This is a genomic window from Janthinobacterium sp. LM6, assembly GCF_002002885.1.
Lineage (GTDB): Bacteria > Pseudomonadota > Gammaproteobacteria > Burkholderiales > Burkholderiaceae_D > Janthinobacterium > Janthinobacterium kumbetense.
The window spans coordinates 4,969,541-4,985,754 of record NZ_CP019510.1 but is presented as its reverse complement, the minus strand read 5'-3'; the positions used below and the strand labels follow the sequence as shown (position 1 = coordinate 4,985,754).

Sequence of the window (16,214 nt, the reverse complement as noted above, 5' to 3'; positions counted from 1 at the left end):
GCATCATGCTGACGCTGGCGGCGGCCGTCCTGTGCCTGGCCGGGAATGAGAATATTGCCCGCCTCGATGCCATGCTGGGCGACTGGCGCATGCGCCTGGATGCGCCGCAGCTGGACCGCCGCATCGTCATCGTCGACATCGACGAGCAAAGCCTGGCCCGCGTGGGCCGCTTTCCGTGGAGCCGCGATATCCAGGCGCGCCTGGTGCGCCAGCTCACCGGCCATTACGGGGTGGCCGCGCTGGGTTTCGATATTGCGTTTCCCGAGGCGGACACCAGTTCCGGCTACGCCGTGCTGCAAGGCCTGGCGCAGGGCGAACTGGCGGGCGTGGCCGGCTTGCCGGCGCAGCTGGAAAAACTGCGCCCGGCCATGGACTACGATGGCCTGTTTGCCGAGGCCATGCGCGGCCAGCCCGTGGTGCTTGGCTACAGCGTGTCGGAGCAGCAAAGGAAGGGCGTGCTGCCCAATCCTGCTTTTACCGTCGCCGACTTGAACGGGCGCACCGTCACGGCTTACGTGGCGCGCGGCTACGAAGCCAATATCGCGTCCCTGCAGGCGGCCGCGCAGGGCGCCGGCATCTTCACGGCGCTGACCGACGCCGATGGCGTCGTGCGTTCCTCGACCCTGTTGCAGCGCATCGGCGACGGCTATTATCCGTCGCTGTCGCTGGCCACCGTGGCCGTCTACCTGCAGGCGCGTGCCATCGCCCCCCGATTCACGGGCACGGCCGATACCCTGTCGGCGCGCGAGCTGGCCAGCGGCGGACTCGAACACATCATGCTGTTCACGCCGCGCGGCGCGCTGGCGATACCGGTGGGCGAAGCCTTGACGACCACGGTGCAGTACCGCGGCGCGGGCGGCCCCGATGGCGGCGCCTTCCGCTATGTGTCGGCGTCCGACGTGCTGGCCGGCACGGTGCCGCCGGCGCTGCTCAAGGGCGCCCTCGTGCTGGTGGGCACCACGGCGCCCGGTTTGAACGATATCCGCGCCACGCCCGTGAATGCCGAGTATCCGGGGGTGGAAGTGCACGCCAACCTGATCAAGTCCATGCTCGACGGGCGTTTCAAGGCGCGGCCCGACTATGCGCTGGCATTCGAACTGGTGCAGATCGTGCTGTTTGGCCTGCTGCTGGCGGGCGCCCTGGCCGTGCTGCCGCCGGCCGGCGTGATGCTGGCGACCATGGGCGCGCTGGCGGCCGTCATCGCCATCAACCTGTACCTGTACGCCGCGCACGACCTGGTGCTGGGCGGCGCCGTGCTGCTGTTGCTGATCGTCGCGCTGTTCATCGCCAACCTGGCGTGGGGCTATTTTTTCGAGGTGCGCAAGGGACGCGCGCTGGTGGCCCGTTTCGGCGAATATGTGGCACCCGAACTGGTGGCCGAGATGGCTGACGATCCGCAGCGCTACACCATGGAGGGCGAGAACCGCGAACTGACGGTGCTGTTTGCCGACGTGCGCGGTTTCACGGCCATTTCCGAGCAACTGGCGCCGGCCGCCCTGCGCGAATACATCAATGCATACCTGACGGCGATGTCGGAAGATATCCGCGACAGCCATGGCGGCACCCTCGACAAATACATCGGCGACGCCGTGATGGCGTTCTGGGGCGCGCCCGTTGCCTTTGGCGATCACGCCAGCCGGGCCGTGGCCAGCGCCCTGCTGATGCAGGGCAGCGCGGCGCGGCTGAACCGGCAGTTTTGCGCGCGCGGCTGGCCGGCGCTGCACATCGGCATCGGCCTCAATACGGGACCCATGCATGTGGGCGACATGGGCTCGCGCATCCGCCGCGCCTATACCGTCATGGGCGACAGCGTCAACCTGGCCGCGCGCCTGGAAGGGGCCAGCAAGCTGTATGGCGTGGGCATCGTGGTGGGTGAGGCCACGCGCGCGGCGGCCGCCGCATTCCTGTACCGCGAGCTGGATCGGGTCAGAGTGCAGGGCAAGCAGGAAGCGGTGGCCATCTTCGAGCCGCGCTGCCTGCTGGCTGATGCTACCGCCGCGGAACTGGCGCAGCTGGAACGCTGGCACGCGGTGCAGGCCTTGTTGCGCGCGCGCGACTGGGCGGCGGCTGGCGCGCAGCTGGCCCGCTTGCAGGCGGACTTTCCCGATGACGGCTTGTACCGGCTGTACGCGGCGCGCCTGGAACGCTATCGCAGCCTGCCGCCGTCAGCCGACTGGGATGGCGTGACAGAATTGCATAGTAAGTAAGGCTGCCAGCGCGCCGGAAAATGCCCGTTATTGCGGCATTTTTATCACTGTGCGCACACTGTTTGTTGCGTTGCGATAAAAATCAGGGAGAAATGTTAGAAATTTCTGACTGGAAACAAAAAGCCGTCTAAAATTTGTCTTCAATCCATTGCCGGACACGCTGGCGCCTGCGGGCCGCGCGCTTGTCCGGTTACACAAGAAATCCTTCACATGACATATCGTTTGGTGCACCTGCTTGCGGGTTCCGCGCTGCTGTTCGCCGTCGGCGCCGCCGGCGCTGCCGTTTCCATGGATGAAGCTGCTCCTGTCCTGCAGGAAGATGGCGTGCCGCGCTTCGAGATCCGCCGCTTCGACGTCCAGGGCAATACCCTGCTCACGTCCGCGCAGGTGCAAGCCTTGCTGGCGCCTTTTACGGGAGTACGGCGCGACTTTTCCGACATCGCCCGCGCCGTCGAGGCGCTGGAGGCGGCTTACCGCGAGCGCGGTTACAGCGCCGTGCAGGTGCAACTGCCGGAACAGGAACTGGAACGGGGCGTGGTGCGCCTGAGCGTGCTGCAAACGCCGCTCGGCAAGCTCGCCATCAGCGGCAACATCTACGTTGACGAGGCCAACGTGCGGCGCGCCTTGCCGTCCTTGCGCGAAGGCGAGACGCCGAACTTGCCGGCCCTGTCGCAAAGCCTGAAGCTGGCCAATGAAAACCCGGCGCGCAAGATCGAAGTGCGCCTGCAGGCCGACGAGCCGGCGGGCGCCATCGATGCCATCGTCACGGTGGCCGATGAACAGCCCTGGAAAGCCATGCTCAACGTGGACAATACTGGCAATGCGCAAACGGGCAAGACGCACGTGGGCGTGGTGCTGCAGCACGCCAACCTGTTCGGCCGCGACCACGTGGCCAGCCTGCAATACACGAGCAGCCTGGAAAAGCCGGACAAGGTGGGCGTGTATGGCGCCGGCTACCACTTGCCGCTGTATGCGCTGGGCGATTCGATGGATTTTTTCGCCAGCTACTCGAACGTCGATTCGGGCAGCATTTCGGCCGGCATCTTCGACCTGGCCGTCAGCGGCCAGGGCAGCATGGCCGGCATCCGCTACAACCAGAACTTTGCCCGCAGCGGCGATTTCGAACCCAAGCTCGTGTACGGTGTCGATTACAAGGCTTACCGCAACAGCGTGCAGCTGTTCGGCATGGAGCTGGGCGCCGACGTCACCGTGCACCCGCTCAGCGTCAGCTACATCGGCGCCTGGACCTTGCCCACGGGCGAGACCAGCGTGGCCGTCACGTTCGCGCATAACATTCCTGGCGGCAAGCATGGCGCACAAGCCGATTTCGACCGCGTGCGCGCGCATGCGAAGGCCGCCTACAACACGCTGCGCCTGAGCGCCAGTTCCGGACGCGTGCTGGCCGGCGGCTGGCAATGGCGCGCGCTCGTCAATGCGCAAGTCACGCCGGACGCGCTGGTGCCGGGCGAGCAGTTCGGCGCCGGCGGCGCCGCGTCCGTGCGCGGCTTTGCCGAGCGCGAGGTGTCGAATGACTCGGGCGCCAGCCTGAACCTGGAACTGTACACGCCGAACTGGTGCGGCCAGGCCCTCGGTTACCAATGCCGCGCGCTGGCCTTCTATGACACGGCCTGGCTGCGCCGCAACCATGCGCTGCCCGGCGAAAGTGCTTCGCAAGGCATCAGCAGCGGCGGACTCGGCCTGCGTTTGCTGCTGAGCCGCTACGCCAATCTGCAACTCGATTACGCCCATGTCGTCAATGGCGGCGACACGGGACAGCGGGGCGTCAACCGCCTGCATTTCCGCCTCGCCTTGGCCTACTAGTATCAGGATGAACACCATGCAAAACCACGCCCAGCACGCCTCCGTTTTCATCCTGACGCCATCATTTGCTCCACCTTGTGCCTTGCCCCTGCGCCGCACGGCGCTGGCACTGCTGCTGGCCGGCTGCTTCGGCGCGGCGCAGGCCAACCCCGTCTTGCCGCAGGTGGTCCATGGACAGGCGACGTTCAACCAGCAGGGCAATGTGTTCTCGATCACGAACACGCCCAACACCATCATCAACTGGCAGAGCTTTTCCATCCATGCGGGCGAAATCACGCGCTTCATCCAGCAAAACGGCAATAGCGCCGTACTCAACCGCATCACGGGACAAGACCCCAGCAAGATCCTGGGCAGCCTGGAATCGAACGGCAAGGTGTTCCTGATCAATCCGAACGGCATCGTTTTCGGCCAGGGCGCGAAAGTGGACGTCAACGGCCTGGTGGCATCGAGCCTGGGCATGACGAACGAGGATTTCCTGGCCGGCAAGCGCCAGTTCACGGCGGGCGGCGTGGCTGGTGCCGTCGGCAATGCGGGCACCATCAACGCGGGCAAGGGCGGACAAGTGCTGCTGATCGCGCCGAACGTGGAAAACACGGGCCTCATCACGGCGCCGAACGGCGAAGTGATCCTGGCGGCCGGGCGCAGCGTGCAGCTGGCCGACCCCGGCAATCCGCAATTGCGCGTGCTGGTGTCGGCGCCCGCCGACCAGGCCCTGAACCTGGGCCAGATCATCGCCCAGGGCGGCAGCATCGGCATGGCCGGCGCGCTGGTCAGCCAGCGCGGCGTGCTCAACGCGAACAGTGCCGTCGTCGGCGACAACGGCAGGATCGTCCTCAAGGCCAGCGGCAAGGCGCTGCTCGACGCGGGCAGCGTGACCAGCGCTACAGGCGCGGCAGGCAAGGGCGGCGACATCCAGGTGCTGGGCGAGCAGGTGGGCTTGCTGGGCAATGCGGCGATCGATGCCAGCGGCGCCACGGGCGGCGGCACGGTCTTGCTGGGCGGCGACTACCAGGGCAAGAACGCGGCCGTGCAGAATGCGCGGCAAGTGCTCGTCGGCAAGGACGCCAGCGTCAAGGCCGATGCCATCGACAGCGGCAACGGCGGCAAGGTCATCGCCTGGGGCAATGAATCGGCGCAGGTGCACGGCAGCATTTCCGCGCGCGGCGGCGCGCAAGGCGGCGACGGCGGCTTCGTGGAAACCTCGGGCCATTCCCTGGCCGTGGGCGGCATCCGCGTCGATACGAGTGCACGCCGCGGCAAGCGCGGCACCTGGCTGCTCGATCCGTATGACATCGACGTGGTGCAGGGCGGCGGCGGCAGCCTCGGTGACGTGGACGAGTTTGCCGAAGGTCCGCCCTCCAGCAGCACCAGCATCGGCGCCGACGTGATTTCTAACGCCAACAGCAACGTGACCTTGCAGGCTCAGCACCGCATCAATTTCAGCAGCACCGTCAATATGCTCAATCCCGGCATCGGCCTGAGCGCCACGGCGGGCGAGACGATCAATGTGTATGCAGCCATTAGCACCAACGGCGGCAATGTGACCTTGTCGGCCAACGACGCCAGCAGCGGCGCCGCGTATGGTTCCGGCGCGAATATCCACCTGAACGCGCCGATCACGACGAACGGCGGCAGCGTGTCGCTGTCCGGCGCCAGCGTGGCGGGCAGCGGCGTGGTCAGCGTCGGCAGCGGCAACCTGTCCCTGCGCGCCAATTTCGCTGGCGGCGAAATCAACCTGACGGGCGGCGGCGCGCGGCTGACGGGCAGCGGCACCGGCGGCCAGACGGTGACCTTGCAGGCCGACAGCATCAGCATCGGCGGCACGCTCGATTTCGGCGGCACCGGCGGGCGCGCCAGCGTGGCGATCAAGCCCCTGAGCAGCTCGCGCCTCATCGACCTGGGCAGCAAGTCCGGCGGCGCCCTGGGCCTGGACGCGGCCGAACTGGCCGGCATCTCGGCATCCTCGCTGACCATCGGCGACGGCAGCAATACGGGCGGGATGCGCATCTCGAATGCGATCAATCTGGCGGGCGACCTGCGCCTCAATTCAGCTTCCCCTATCACGGCCACGGGCGCCGTCACGGTCGGCGGCCTGTTTGCCCTCGACGGCGGCGCGTGGACGCAAAATGCGCCCGGCCTGGCCGCTTTCTCCGCCAGCCGCTTCAGCATCGCGCCGGGCGCCAGCTTCCTGCGCGTGAGCGGCGGCGACGGCAGCACGGCCGCGCCTTACCAGATCGTCGATATCTACGGCTTGCAAGGCATCGGCAGCCTGGGGCTGGGCAACAACTATCGGCTGGCGGGCAATATCGACGCCAGCGGCACGACCAGCTGGAACCAGGGCGCCGGTTTTGCGCCCATCGCCGGCGGCGATGGCGCAGGGTATGCGGGCATGTTCGACGGCGGCGGTTTTGCCATCAATGGCCTGTACATCAATGCCCTGAACCCGACCGTCAGTTCCGGCGTGGGCCTGTTCGGCAAGGTGCAGGGTGGGACGGTACGCAACCTGGCCCTGCAAAATGGCAGCGTGGCGGGCTTGAACAATGTCGGCGCGCTGGTCGGCCTGAATGCGGGCGGGACGCTGGACAGCGTGCGCAGCAGCGCCGCGGTCAGCGGCGCCAGCGCCGTCGGCGGCCTGGTCGGCAGCAACGGCGGCACGCTGCGCAATGCCAGCGCCAGCGGCAACGTCGCGGGCATCAATGCGGACAATGGCGGCAGCATCGGCGGGCTGGTGGGGGCAAACCTGGCCGGCGCCAGTATCGATGCCGCCTATGCCACGGGCGACGTGACGGGAGCGCGCGACAAGGTCGGCGGCCTGGTGGGGAACAATGACGGCGCCATTTCGCAATCCTACGCCACGGGCGCCGCGCGCGGCGCGGCCAATATCGGTGGCCTGGCGGGACGCAATGGCGGCAGCATCAGCGACGCCTACGCCACCGGTGCCGTCGGCGTGTCGGCCGATGGCGATGTGGCGGTGTCCCGCGCAAACCTGGGCGGGCTGATCGGCTGGAGCGTGGCGGGCAGCAGCGCCAGCCACGTCTACAGCAGCGGCGCCGTGGCCGGCAGCGGCTTTGCGGGCGGCACGGTGGGCGGGCTGGTGGGCCGCGCCGATGTGGGCGCGGGCATCGCGTTCGGTTTCTGGAATTATGAGACGGCCGGCATCCTGATGGACCAGGGCGGCGCCAGTGGCCGCACCACGGCGCAGATGCAGCAGCAGGGCAGCTTCAACGATTTCAATTTCAGCAGTGTCTGGCGCATCTACGATGGCTATACGACGCCGATGCTGAAGGCGCTCCTGAAACCGCTGCAAGTGAATGTCACGGACAATGCCAGCGGCAAGGTTTACGATGGCCAGCTGGCCGCCTTCCTGGGCACGATAGGCTACGTGGGATTGCTCGATGGCGACGCGGGCGTGAATGGCAGCCTCGGCTACGGGAGCAATGCACGCAATGTGGGAACCTATGGCCTGACGGGGCTGTGGTCGACCAAGTACGACATCACCCTGGGCGGCACGACCACCTACGCCATCACGCCGCGCATCCTGACGGTCGGCATCGGCGGCAATGGCAAGGTGTATGACGGCAATCTGGGCTATGACGGCGCCACCTTCGTGCTGGGCAATGTGGTAACGGGCGACAACATCAGCATCAGCGGCAGCGCCGCCTTCCTCGACAAGAACGCGGGCGGCAGCAAGGCCGTGCACGCCAGCGGCCTGACCCTGGACGGCAACGAGCTGGGCAACTACAGCCTGGCCGCGACGACGGCGGACGGCACGGCGGCCATCACGGCGCGCATCCTGAACTATGGCGTCTCGGGCGCGCACAGCCGCGTCTACGACGGCACGCTGCAAGCGGCCCTGGACGGCTATTTTGAAGGCCTGGTGGCGGGCGACCAGGTCGGCATGGCCGGCTTGCTGGGCAGCTTCCGCGACAAGAACGTGGGCAGCGGCAAAAGCGTCGACTACCAGGTGGCGACGGGCCACCTGACGGGCGCCGATGCGGGCAACTATGTGCTCAATGGAAATACGGGCAGCACCACGGCCGACATCGGCGCGCGTGCGCTGAACCTGTCCGGCGTGGTGGGTAACAAGGTCTACGATGGCACGACGGGCGCCAGTTTGGTCCTGGGCGATGACCGCATCGCCGGCGACAGTTTGGTGGCCTCGGCAGTGGCCAACTTTGCGGACAAGAACGTGGGCGCGGCCAAGGTGGTGCAGCTGAGCGGCGCGACCTTGGCAGGCGCCGATGCGGGCAACTATTTTATCGTCTTGCCGACGGGCTTGCTGGCCAGCATTACGCCCGCCAGCCTGACCCTGGCCAGCCTGAGCGCGGCCGGCAAGGTGTATGACGGCACCACGAATGCCGCCGTCAGCGCGTCGGCGAACGGCGTGCTGGGCCAGGATGTGGTCAGCGTGGTGGGCGGCAGCGGCAGCTTTGCCGACAAGAATGCGGGCGCGGGCAAGCTGGTGACAGCCAGCGGCTTCCGCCTGGCGGGCGCCGATGCGGGCAATTACACATTGGAAACGACGGGCGGCACGGCGCAGGCAACGATTGCGCAAAAACAATTGTCAACCTGGGTCGGCAGCGGCAGCGGCTTGTGGAGCGACGCGGCCAACTGGGATGGCGGTGTGGTGCCGGAAGGCGCGAACGTGCTGGCCGTCGACTTCAGCAACAGCAAGGGTATCGTCACCTACAGCGCGGCGGCCGGCAGCACCATCCTGAAAAAGCTGCATTCGGCGTCGGGCTTGCTGTTGACGGGCGGTAGCCTGACGCTCGGTGAAAGCGCGCTGGACCTCTCCGTGCTGGGCGGCCAGGCCGGCCTGGAAATCAACGGCGGCAGCTTGCTGCTGAACGGCAGCCTGTCGGCGGACCGTTATGCGCAAGGCGGCGGCATGCTGAGCGGTAACGGTAACTTGCTCGTCGCCAACAGTTTTAATCAGACGGCCGGCGCCATCCGGTTGGCGGGCCAACTGGCCATCACGCAAGCGGCGGGAGATGTGCGCTTCGCCAGCCTGGCGGCCAACGAGGTGAAACTGAGCGCCCTGAACGGCGCCATCGGCCAGGATGGCGCCTTGCTTGCCGGCAGCCTGGCTGCGCAGGCGCGCGACGGCATCGTGCTGGGCCATGTGGGCAACCAGGTGGGCAGTTTTACCGCCAGCAATAGCGCAGGGGGCGGCATTGCGCTGAACAATACCTCGGCGCCGGGCACCTTGGTCCTGGGAACCTTGGTTACGGGCGCGGGCAACATCGCCATCGAGAACACGGGCGGCGTCACGGCCGGCAATATCAATGCGAATGGCGGCAACGTCAGCGTGACGGCGCATAGCCCCGTCACCATCAACGGCAAGATCGAAGGCAAGGACATTGCGCTCAATGCCAGCACGGACGTGCTGCTGGGCAATGGTGCGCAGCTGGCAGCGGCGCGCGACATCAGCCTGGCGGCTGGCGGCGACATTCGTATCGGCGGCAATGCCCAGGTTCTCGGCGGCGGCAACTTCAGCGCCAGCGCGGGGGGCAATGTGCGCTTTGCGGACACGGCAAGCTTCGCCTTGCCGGCTGCGGCCAGTATGAGCGTGCTGGCGAAAGCGGGCAGCATCACGGGCGACTCGGGTGTGCGCATCAACCGCCAGCGCGCCAACGTCAGCTTGCTGGCGCCGAATGGCGCGGTGAGCATGGCGGACGCCATCTTCCTGCCTGCCACGACCGTCGACAAGCCCGTCATCGATGCCAGCGCCAGCGCCGCCATCGATGAAGCCTTGCGTATCATCAAGCAGGCCGACCGTGCCAACGCCCCGCTCGCTTCTGCGTCGCCAGCCAAGGATGATGACAAGAAGAAAGACAGCAAGGATGTTGCCGATGCCACAGATAAACCCACAGGATACAAATACGATGATGCCGCAAAAAAAATGTACTGCAATTAAGGCCTTGCTGTGGCTGGCCCTGATGTGCGTGGGCGCGCACGCCTGGGCGGGACAGGTGGCGGGCACGGTGATGCAGTTGAGCGGTCCGCTGATGGCGAAGAAGGCGGATGGCAAGATGAAAATCCTGGCCATCAAGTCCGAAGTCGAGCAGGGCGATACCTTGCTGACGGAAAAGGAAACCTATGCCTTGATCAAGCTGATCGACAATAGCGAAATCACCCTGAAGCCGAATACCAGTTTCGTGATCGAGCAATTCAGCTACACGGCCGAGCAGCCCGACGGCGACCACGCCATCTTCAGCCTGCTCAAGGGCGGCTTGCGTTCCGTCACGGGCTTGCTGGGCAAGCGCAACAAGGAGCGTTTCGAGATGAAGACGCCGGCCGCCACCATCGGCATCCGCGGCACGACGTTTGTTGCCAGTTACGTGCCGCCGGCGGCACCTGGCGGGCCAGCGTTGCCCAATGCACCGGCGCCCGTGGCGCTGCCACCCGGTTTGTACGTGCAGGTGCTCGATGGCCTGATTCATGTTAGCAATCCTGCCGGGTCGCAAAATTTTTCTGCCGGGCAATTTGGTTTTACTCCCAACTTCAGGCAGCCGCCCGCCCCCTTGCCCGTCAACCCCGGCATCCCGTTCACGCCGCCGCCGGTCTTTTCAGCGGCGTCACCGGGCCCGGGCAGCGCGGCAGGCGGCGGCAAACCAGCCGCCATCGACTGCGTGGTGCGCTAAGTCTTCAAACAAGCCCGGCACACCGTGCAAATAGGGCTTGACCTTCCCATCATGGGATAGCAGATCCTGACCCTATTCGTTACTCTTTCGTACAGGATCTGCCATGAACCAGGCCGCACTCGCTCCCGCCAATTCCAGTTCTCCTCCTCCTTCCACCGCCCATGCGCAGGCGCTGGCCATCGAAGGCATGACTTGTGGCTCGTGCGTGGGCCGCGTGGAAAAGGCTCTGGCCGCCGTGCCCGGCGTGACCCAGGCCAGCGTCAACCTGGCCACCGAAGTGGCCAAGGTCACGTCCAGCACGCCGATTCCCCTGGCCACCTTGCAGGCGGCCGTGGAAAAGGCTGGCTACAGCGTGGCGCAGCGCGAAATCGACCTGAACGTCGCCGGCATGACGTGCGCCTCTTGCGTGGGCAGGGTGGAAAAAGCCTTGCTGAAGGTGCCGGGCGTGCTGGCCGCCAGCGTCAACCTGGCCACGGAAAGCGCGCGCATCAAGGTGACGGGCGAGGCCGATGCGGGCACCCTGATCGCCGCCATCGACAAGGCTGGCTATGCAGCCAAGGTGCCCGCCGCCAGCCGGGCCAGCGCACTCGTTGCCGCGCCGAACCGCGACGGCCTGAAAGTGGCGTTCGCGGCCGTGCTGGCTTTCCCCTTGATGCTGCCGATGCTGCTCGAATGGACCGGCATCCATCTGATGCTGCCCGGTGCTCTGCAATTCGCGCTGGCGACACCTGTGCAGTTTTACTTTGGCGCGCGTTTCTACAAGGCGGGCTGGAAGGCGGCCCGCGCCGGCAGCGGTAATATGGATCTGCTGGTGGCGCTGGGCACGAGCGCCGCGTACGGCTTGTCCGTCTATCAATGGCTGACGGCCGGTGAAATGTTGCCGCACCTGTACTTTGAAGCGTCGGCCGTCGTCATCACCCTGGTGCTGCTGGGCAAATGGCTGGAAAGCCGCGCCAAGCGCCAGACGGCCTCGGCAATTCGCGCGCTGCAAGTCCTGCGTCCGGAGTCGGCCCGCGTGCGCCGCGACGGCGTCGAGATCGACTTGCCCGTGGAACAAGTCAAAGTGGGCGACCTGGTGGTGATACGCCCTGGCGAGCGGGTGGCCGTCGATGGCGTCGTGGTGGAAGGCGCCAGCCAGATCAACGAATCCCTGATCACGGGCGAAAGCTTGCCGGTCGATAAGCATCCGGGCGACAAGGTCACAGGCGGCGCCATCAATGCGGATGGCTTGTTGCTGGTGCGCACGCAGGCCGTGGGCGGCGAGACGACTTTGTCGCGCATCATCCGCCTCGTGGAAGATGCGCAGGCGGCCAAGGCGCCGATCCAGCACCTGGTCGACAAGGTCAGCGCCATCTTTGTGCCCGTGGTGCTGGTGCTGGCGCTGCTGACCTTGCTGGGCTGGTGGTTCGCCACGGGCGAGCTGGAAAACGCCATCATCAATGCCGTGGCCGTGCTGGTCATCGCCTGCCCATGCGCGCTGGGGCTGGCCACGCCGACGGCCATCATGGCCGGCACGGGCGTCGCTGCCCGTTACGGCATCCTGATCAAGGATGCGGAAGCGCTGGAAGTGGCGCACGCCGTCAATACCGTCGTGTTCGACAAGACGGGCACCCTGACGGTGGGAAAACCTGCGCTGGCGGCCCTGCATGCGCACGGCATCGAGGAAACGCGGCTGCTGCAGCTGGCGGCCAGCATCCAGCGCGGCAGCGAGCACAGCCTGGCTACGGCCGTGCTCGATGCTGCTGCCCTGCGCCACATCGAGTCCTTGCCCGCCACGGCCCTGTCGGCCTTGCCGGGCCGGGGATTGGCGGCAAGCGTGGATGGCCTGGAGTTGAAACTGGGCAGCACGCGGTTGATGCAGGAGTTGAATGTAGACATGACGCCGCTGGCGGAGCAGGCCTTGTCCCTGGAAGCCACGGGCAACACGATTTCGTGGCTGGCTTCGGGAGCGGAACTGCTGGGCCTGTTCGCTTTCAGCGACCAGGTCAAGCCGAACGCGCAGGCGGCCATTGCCCATTTGCACAGCCTGGGCATCCGCACGGTGATGTTGACGGGGGACAATCAAGGCAGCGCGGACGCCGTCGGCAAGCTGCTGGGCATCGACACGGTGGCGGCGAAAATGTTGCCGGCCGATAAAACCGCTAAAATTGTCGCGCTGAAAGGCGAAGGGGCGAAGGTGGCTATGGTGGGAGACGGCATCAACGATGCGCCCGCGCTGGCGGCCGCCGACGTGGGCATCGCCATGTCGACAGGCACAGACGTGGCCATGCATGCGGCCGGCATCACGCTGATGCGCGGCGATCCGGCCCTGGTGGCGGACGCCATCGATATCTCGCGCCGCACTTACAGCAAGATACGGCAGAATCTGTTCTGGGCCTTCATTTATAACCTGATCGGCATTCCGCTGGCCGCCTTCGGCTTGCTCAACCCCATGGTGGCGGGCGCGGCGATGGCCTTCAGTTCGGTCAGCGTGATCAGCAATGCCCTGTTGCTGCGCCGCTGGAAAGCCCGCAGCGCGCATACCAAGGAGCAACAAGGATGAATATCGGTCAGGCGGCAAGCGAGACGGGCGTATCGGCAAAAATGATACGCTATTACGAAAGTATTGCCCTGTTAAAACCCAGCGCGCGCAGCGATGCCGGTTACCGCATCTACACGCCGAACGATTTGCACGCCTTGCGCTTCATCAAACGCGCGCGGGGCTTGGGTTTTTCGTTGGAACAGATCCGCGAACTGCTGTCGCTGTGGCAAAACGACCAGCGCGCCAGCGCGGACGTGAAAGGCATCGCCCTGGCCCATGTGGCGGACTTGAATCAGCGCATCGCCGAACTGACGGAAATGCGCGACACCCTGGCCCACCTGGCGCAATCGTGCCATGGCGACGACAAGCCCGATTGCCCCATCCTGCAAAGCCTGGGACTGGCCGGCGACCCGGAAACGAAACCATGTTGCCATTGATGTAAATCAACGGAGGTGTGTATGGTCTATGAACTGTACTACTGGCCCACGATACAGGGGCGCGGAGAATTCATCCGGCTGGCGCTGGAAGAGGCGGGCGCAGACTACCGCGACATCGCCCGCTTGCCCGAACGCCCGGGGCAGGGCGTGCCCGCCATGCTGGCCTGCCTCGACGGCGACAGCACGCCACAGGCCGCCTACGCGCCGCCCGTGCTGCGCGACGGCGACATGCTGATCGGCCAGACCACGAATATCCTCTTGTACCTGGGCCGGCGCCTGGGCCTGGCGCCGCGCGCGGAAAGCGGTCGTTTGTGGCTGAACCAGCTGCAACTGACGATGGCCGACTGGCTGACGGAAGTGCACGACACGCACCATCCGCTGTCGGTGAATCAGTATTACGAAGAGCAACAGCAGGCGGCCATGCTGCGCAGCGCGGTTTTTCGCGCAACACGTTTGCCCAAATTCCTCGATTATTTCACCCAAGTCTTGCTGAGCAGTCGCGGCCAGTATCTGCTGGGCGCAAAGCTCACGTATGGCGACCTGTCGCTGTTCCAGATGCTGGCTGGCTTGCGTTATGCGTTTCCGCAAGCCATGGCGCGCCTGGCGCCCGAATATCCGGCATTGTCTGACTTGTATGACGCCGTGGCGGCGCGGCCGAATATTGCCCGTTACCTGAAGTCGAAGCGCAGGATCGCCTTCAATGAAGAAGGCATCTTCCGTCATTACCCGGAACTGGACGGGTAAACAAAAACAGCCGGCGCAAAGGCCGGCTGTTTTACGTGTCTGGCGCTTATTGCGCGCTGGTAACGGGATAGCCCGCCTCCACGATGGCCGCGCTGATGGCGCCCAGTTCGGCGGGCGATTCCACCGTGACGCGCTTGCTGGCCAGGTCGATCTGCACCTGGGCTTGCGGATCGACGCCTTGCACCGCTTTCGTGACCGAGCCGACGCAATGGCCGCAGCTCATGTTTTCAACTTGTAACTGATACATGACAAGCACTCCTTGAATGATTAAGTGCTTCCACTGTAATCCTTGCCCCGGTGGGAAGGTCAAGCGGAAGCGTTGTCGCGTTTTAGTGGAGAAGGAAGTCGACGGCTTGCATGGGCGGCGGCACGTTCTCGTCCTGCACGGATTCGCGCAAGCTGATTTCGATGGCGCGGCACATGGCCGACAGCGGCAGATCGTTGGCATCTTCGCCGAACGGTTCCTCGATCTCGTCGCCCAGGGCATCGAGGCCAAAGAAGGTGTAGGCGACGATGGCGACGACGAAGGGCGTCATGAAACCGAGCGAGTCGACCAGGCCGAAGGGCAGCAGGAAACAGTACAGATAGGCCGTGCGGTGCAGCAGCAGCGAATACGAAAACGGAATCGGCGTGCTGCGGATGCGTTCGCACGAGGCACCCGCCGCCACCATGGCCGAGACCGTGTTATCGATCTGCGTGGCGAGGATGCTGTCGATGCGGCCTTGCCCGATGCAGTCGGCCAGGTCGTGGCCCATCTGCAGCATCAGGTAGTCGGACGGGTTCGTGGCCTGGCAAGCCGCTTCCCATTCGGGCGCACGCAGCAGCGGCTGCAAGTCGGCTGGTCCGCGCGTGTCGCGCAGCTGGTGGCGCAGCGCATGGCAAAAGGCGATGGTGCGGTAAATCATGCGTACGCGCACGTCCTCCAGGCCCAGCCTGGCGTGGGCAGGCGTGTCGCTGCGTATCATCGTCTGGCACTGGCGCGAGAAGTTGCGGCTGCGCAAGACCAGTTCGCCCCACAGCTTGCGCGCTTCCCAGTAGCGGTCATAGGCGGCCGTGTTGCGAAAGCCAAGGAAGATGGCCAGCGGCAAGCCGATCAGGGTAAACGGGATGGTGGTGAGGATGACCTTGTGGTCGAACAAGGTGCCGTGGCACCACGTGACGAGGGTGGCGATCAGGGTATTGACGATCAGGGTAGTGCGGATGCGCGGCAGGACGGAGCCGCGCACCACCAGGAACAACCGCAGCGCCGAAGGACGCTCGCGCACGATCATGTTGCGCTCCTTGCTGGGGGCTGGGCTGGCGGGGACACGCAAGCCCAGCGATTGCTAAAAAGTGCAAAAAAACGAAGTGGCAGGTACGGGGAACAAAAAGCCCGCGGTGTGTGCGGGCTGAGCTGGGTGTGCATGGGAAGCAGTGTAGGGGAGACGGCATGAGTATAGGCCGCCGTGCCGCTTCCAGCCAATTCACAGTGATAATGGGCATTATTCATTTCATGAATGAATATTTCATTTATAAGTTATTGTGTGAATTTAGCTGTCCGTATCCTGTCGCTGTTTGATCTTCTTGCGGTGTTCTTCCTGCTGCCGTTTCAGTGCGGCACTGGCTGTATAGTCATTGCGGAACCACATCGGGTTCTTGCCGCGGCCCGGCCGCGAGCAATCAGCCAGGCTGGCCACGTCGGTGTAGTCGATCATGGGCAAGTCGCAGGCGCAATACCCCGCCTGTGCCTGGCGGCTGGCGACAGATAGCGCTGGTAGGCAGCGATGGCCCATAGGGCCAGGCGCGTGCCGCAAGTGTCGAATGAGAAAATGCCGGCTCCTTTTACCGATGGCGTCAAGAC

10 protein-coding genes are annotated in these 16,214 nt (G+C 65.3%); 7 read left to right on the top strand and 3 right to left on the bottom strand.

Annotated features, from left to right (window positions below; translation table 11 throughout):
* Positions 1-5: 5 nt before the first annotated feature.
* The 7 genes from BZG29_RS21825 (at position 6) to BZG29_RS21795 (ending at position 14,374) form a co-directional block, all read left to right on the top strand.
* Positions 6-2,207, top strand: coding sequence for a CHASE2 domain-containing protein (locus BZG29_RS21825; protein WP_077409231.1), 2,202 nt, complete (start codon positions 6-8; stop codon positions 2,205-2,207).
* Between the two features lie 210 nt (positions 2,208-2,417).
* Positions 2,418-4,028, top strand: a complete 1,611-nt coding sequence (locus BZG29_RS21820; protein WP_077407515.1) for a ShlB/FhaC/HecB family hemolysin secretion/activation protein — start codon at positions 2,418-2,420, stop codon at positions 4,026-4,028.
* 16 nt (positions 4,029-4,044) lie between these two features.
* A complete protein-coding gene (locus BZG29_RS28245; RefSeq protein ID WP_077407513.1) occupies positions 4,045-9,945 on the top strand; it encodes a YDG domain-containing protein in 5,901 nt (1,966 codons plus the stop codon).
* Entirely contained in the window at positions 9,914-10,672 is a 759-nt protein-coding gene (locus BZG29_RS21810; protein ID WP_253192671.1) for a FecR domain-containing protein, read from the top strand. Before BZG29_RS28245 ends, BZG29_RS21810 begins: the two co-directional genes overlap by 32 nt.
* A gap of 187 nt (positions 10,673-10,859) precedes the next feature.
* Complete coding sequence (locus BZG29_RS21805; protein ID WP_253192910.1) at positions 10,860-13,214, top strand: heavy metal translocating P-type ATPase; 2,355 nt, start codon at positions 10,860-10,862, stop codon at positions 13,212-13,214.
* Positions 13,211-13,630 carry a Cu(I)-responsive transcriptional regulator gene (gene cueR / locus BZG29_RS21800; RefSeq protein WP_077407509.1) on the top strand — a complete coding sequence of 140 codons (420 nt, stop codon included), beginning with the start codon at positions 13,211-13,213 and terminating at the stop codon, positions 13,628-13,630. Before BZG29_RS21805 ends, cueR begins: the two co-directional genes overlap by 4 nt.
* Positions 13,631-13,651: 21 nt before the next feature.
* A complete protein-coding gene (locus BZG29_RS21795) occupies positions 13,652-14,374 on the top strand; it encodes a glutathione S-transferase (RefSeq protein WP_077407507.1) in 723 nt (240 codons plus the stop codon).
* A 46-nt stretch (positions 14,375-14,420) separates the two neighbouring features.
* Here BZG29_RS21795 and BZG29_RS21790 read toward each other — a convergent pair whose 3' ends face one another.
* The 3 genes from BZG29_RS21790 to BZG29_RS28240 all read right to left on the bottom strand — a co-directional run bounded on the left by BZG29_RS21790 (position 14,421) and on the right by BZG29_RS28240 (position 16,068).
* On the bottom strand, positions 14,421-14,621 hold the full coding sequence (locus BZG29_RS21790; protein WP_077407505.1) for a heavy-metal-associated domain-containing protein: 201 nt from the start codon (positions 14,619-14,621) through the stop codon (positions 14,421-14,423).
* An 82-nt stretch (positions 14,622-14,703) separates the two neighbouring features.
* A complete protein-coding gene (locus BZG29_RS21785) occupies positions 14,704-15,645 on the bottom strand; it encodes a bestrophin family protein (protein ID WP_077407503.1) in 942 nt (313 codons plus the stop codon).
* A 258-nt stretch (positions 15,646-15,903) separates the two neighbouring features.
* Positions 15,904-16,068, bottom strand: a complete 165-nt coding sequence (locus BZG29_RS28240; RefSeq protein ID WP_171985088.1) for a hypothetical protein — start codon at positions 16,066-16,068, stop codon at positions 15,904-15,906.
* Positions 16,069-16,214: the final 146 nt, after the last annotated feature.

What these genes read in the sequence shown, in the direction of transcription:
- BZG29_RS21825 (WP_077409231.1), top strand. Translation starts at nt 6, where the DNA reads ATGCTGACGCTGGCGGCGGCCGTCCTGTGCCTGGCCGGGAATGAGAAT.
- BZG29_RS21820 (WP_077407515.1), top strand. Translation starts at nt 2,418, where the DNA reads ATGACATATCGTTTGGTGCACCTGCTTGCGGGTTCCGCGCTGCTGTTC.
- BZG29_RS28245 (WP_077407513.1), top strand. Translation starts at nt 4,045, where the DNA reads ATGCAAAACCACGCCCAGCACGCCTCCGTTTTCATCCTGACGCCATCA.
- BZG29_RS21810 (WP_253192671.1), top strand. Translation starts at nt 9,914, where the DNA reads ATGATGCCGCAAAAAAAATGTACTGCAATTAAGGCCTTGCTGTGGCTG.
- BZG29_RS21805 (WP_253192910.1), top strand. Translation starts at nt 10,860, where the DNA reads ATGACTTGTGGCTCGTGCGTGGGCCGCGTGGAAAAGGCTCTGGCCGCC.
- cueR (WP_077407509.1), top strand. Translation starts at nt 13,211, where the DNA reads ATGAATATCGGTCAGGCGGCAAGCGAGACGGGCGTATCGGCAAAAATG.
- BZG29_RS21795 (WP_077407507.1), top strand. Translation starts at nt 13,652, where the DNA reads ATGGTCTATGAACTGTACTACTGGCCCACGATACAGGGGCGCGGAGAA.
- BZG29_RS21790 (WP_077407505.1), bottom strand. Translation starts at nt 14,621, where the DNA reads ATGTATCAGTTACAAGTTGAAAACATGAGCTGCGGCCATTGCGTCGGC.
- BZG29_RS21785 (WP_077407503.1), bottom strand. Translation starts at nt 15,645, where the DNA reads ATGATCGTGCGCGAGCGTCCTTCGGCGCTGCGGTTGTTCCTGGTGGTG.
- BZG29_RS28240 (WP_171985088.1), bottom strand. Translation starts at nt 16,068, where the DNA reads ATGATCGACTACACCGACGTGGCCAGCCTGGCTGATTGCTCGCGGCCG.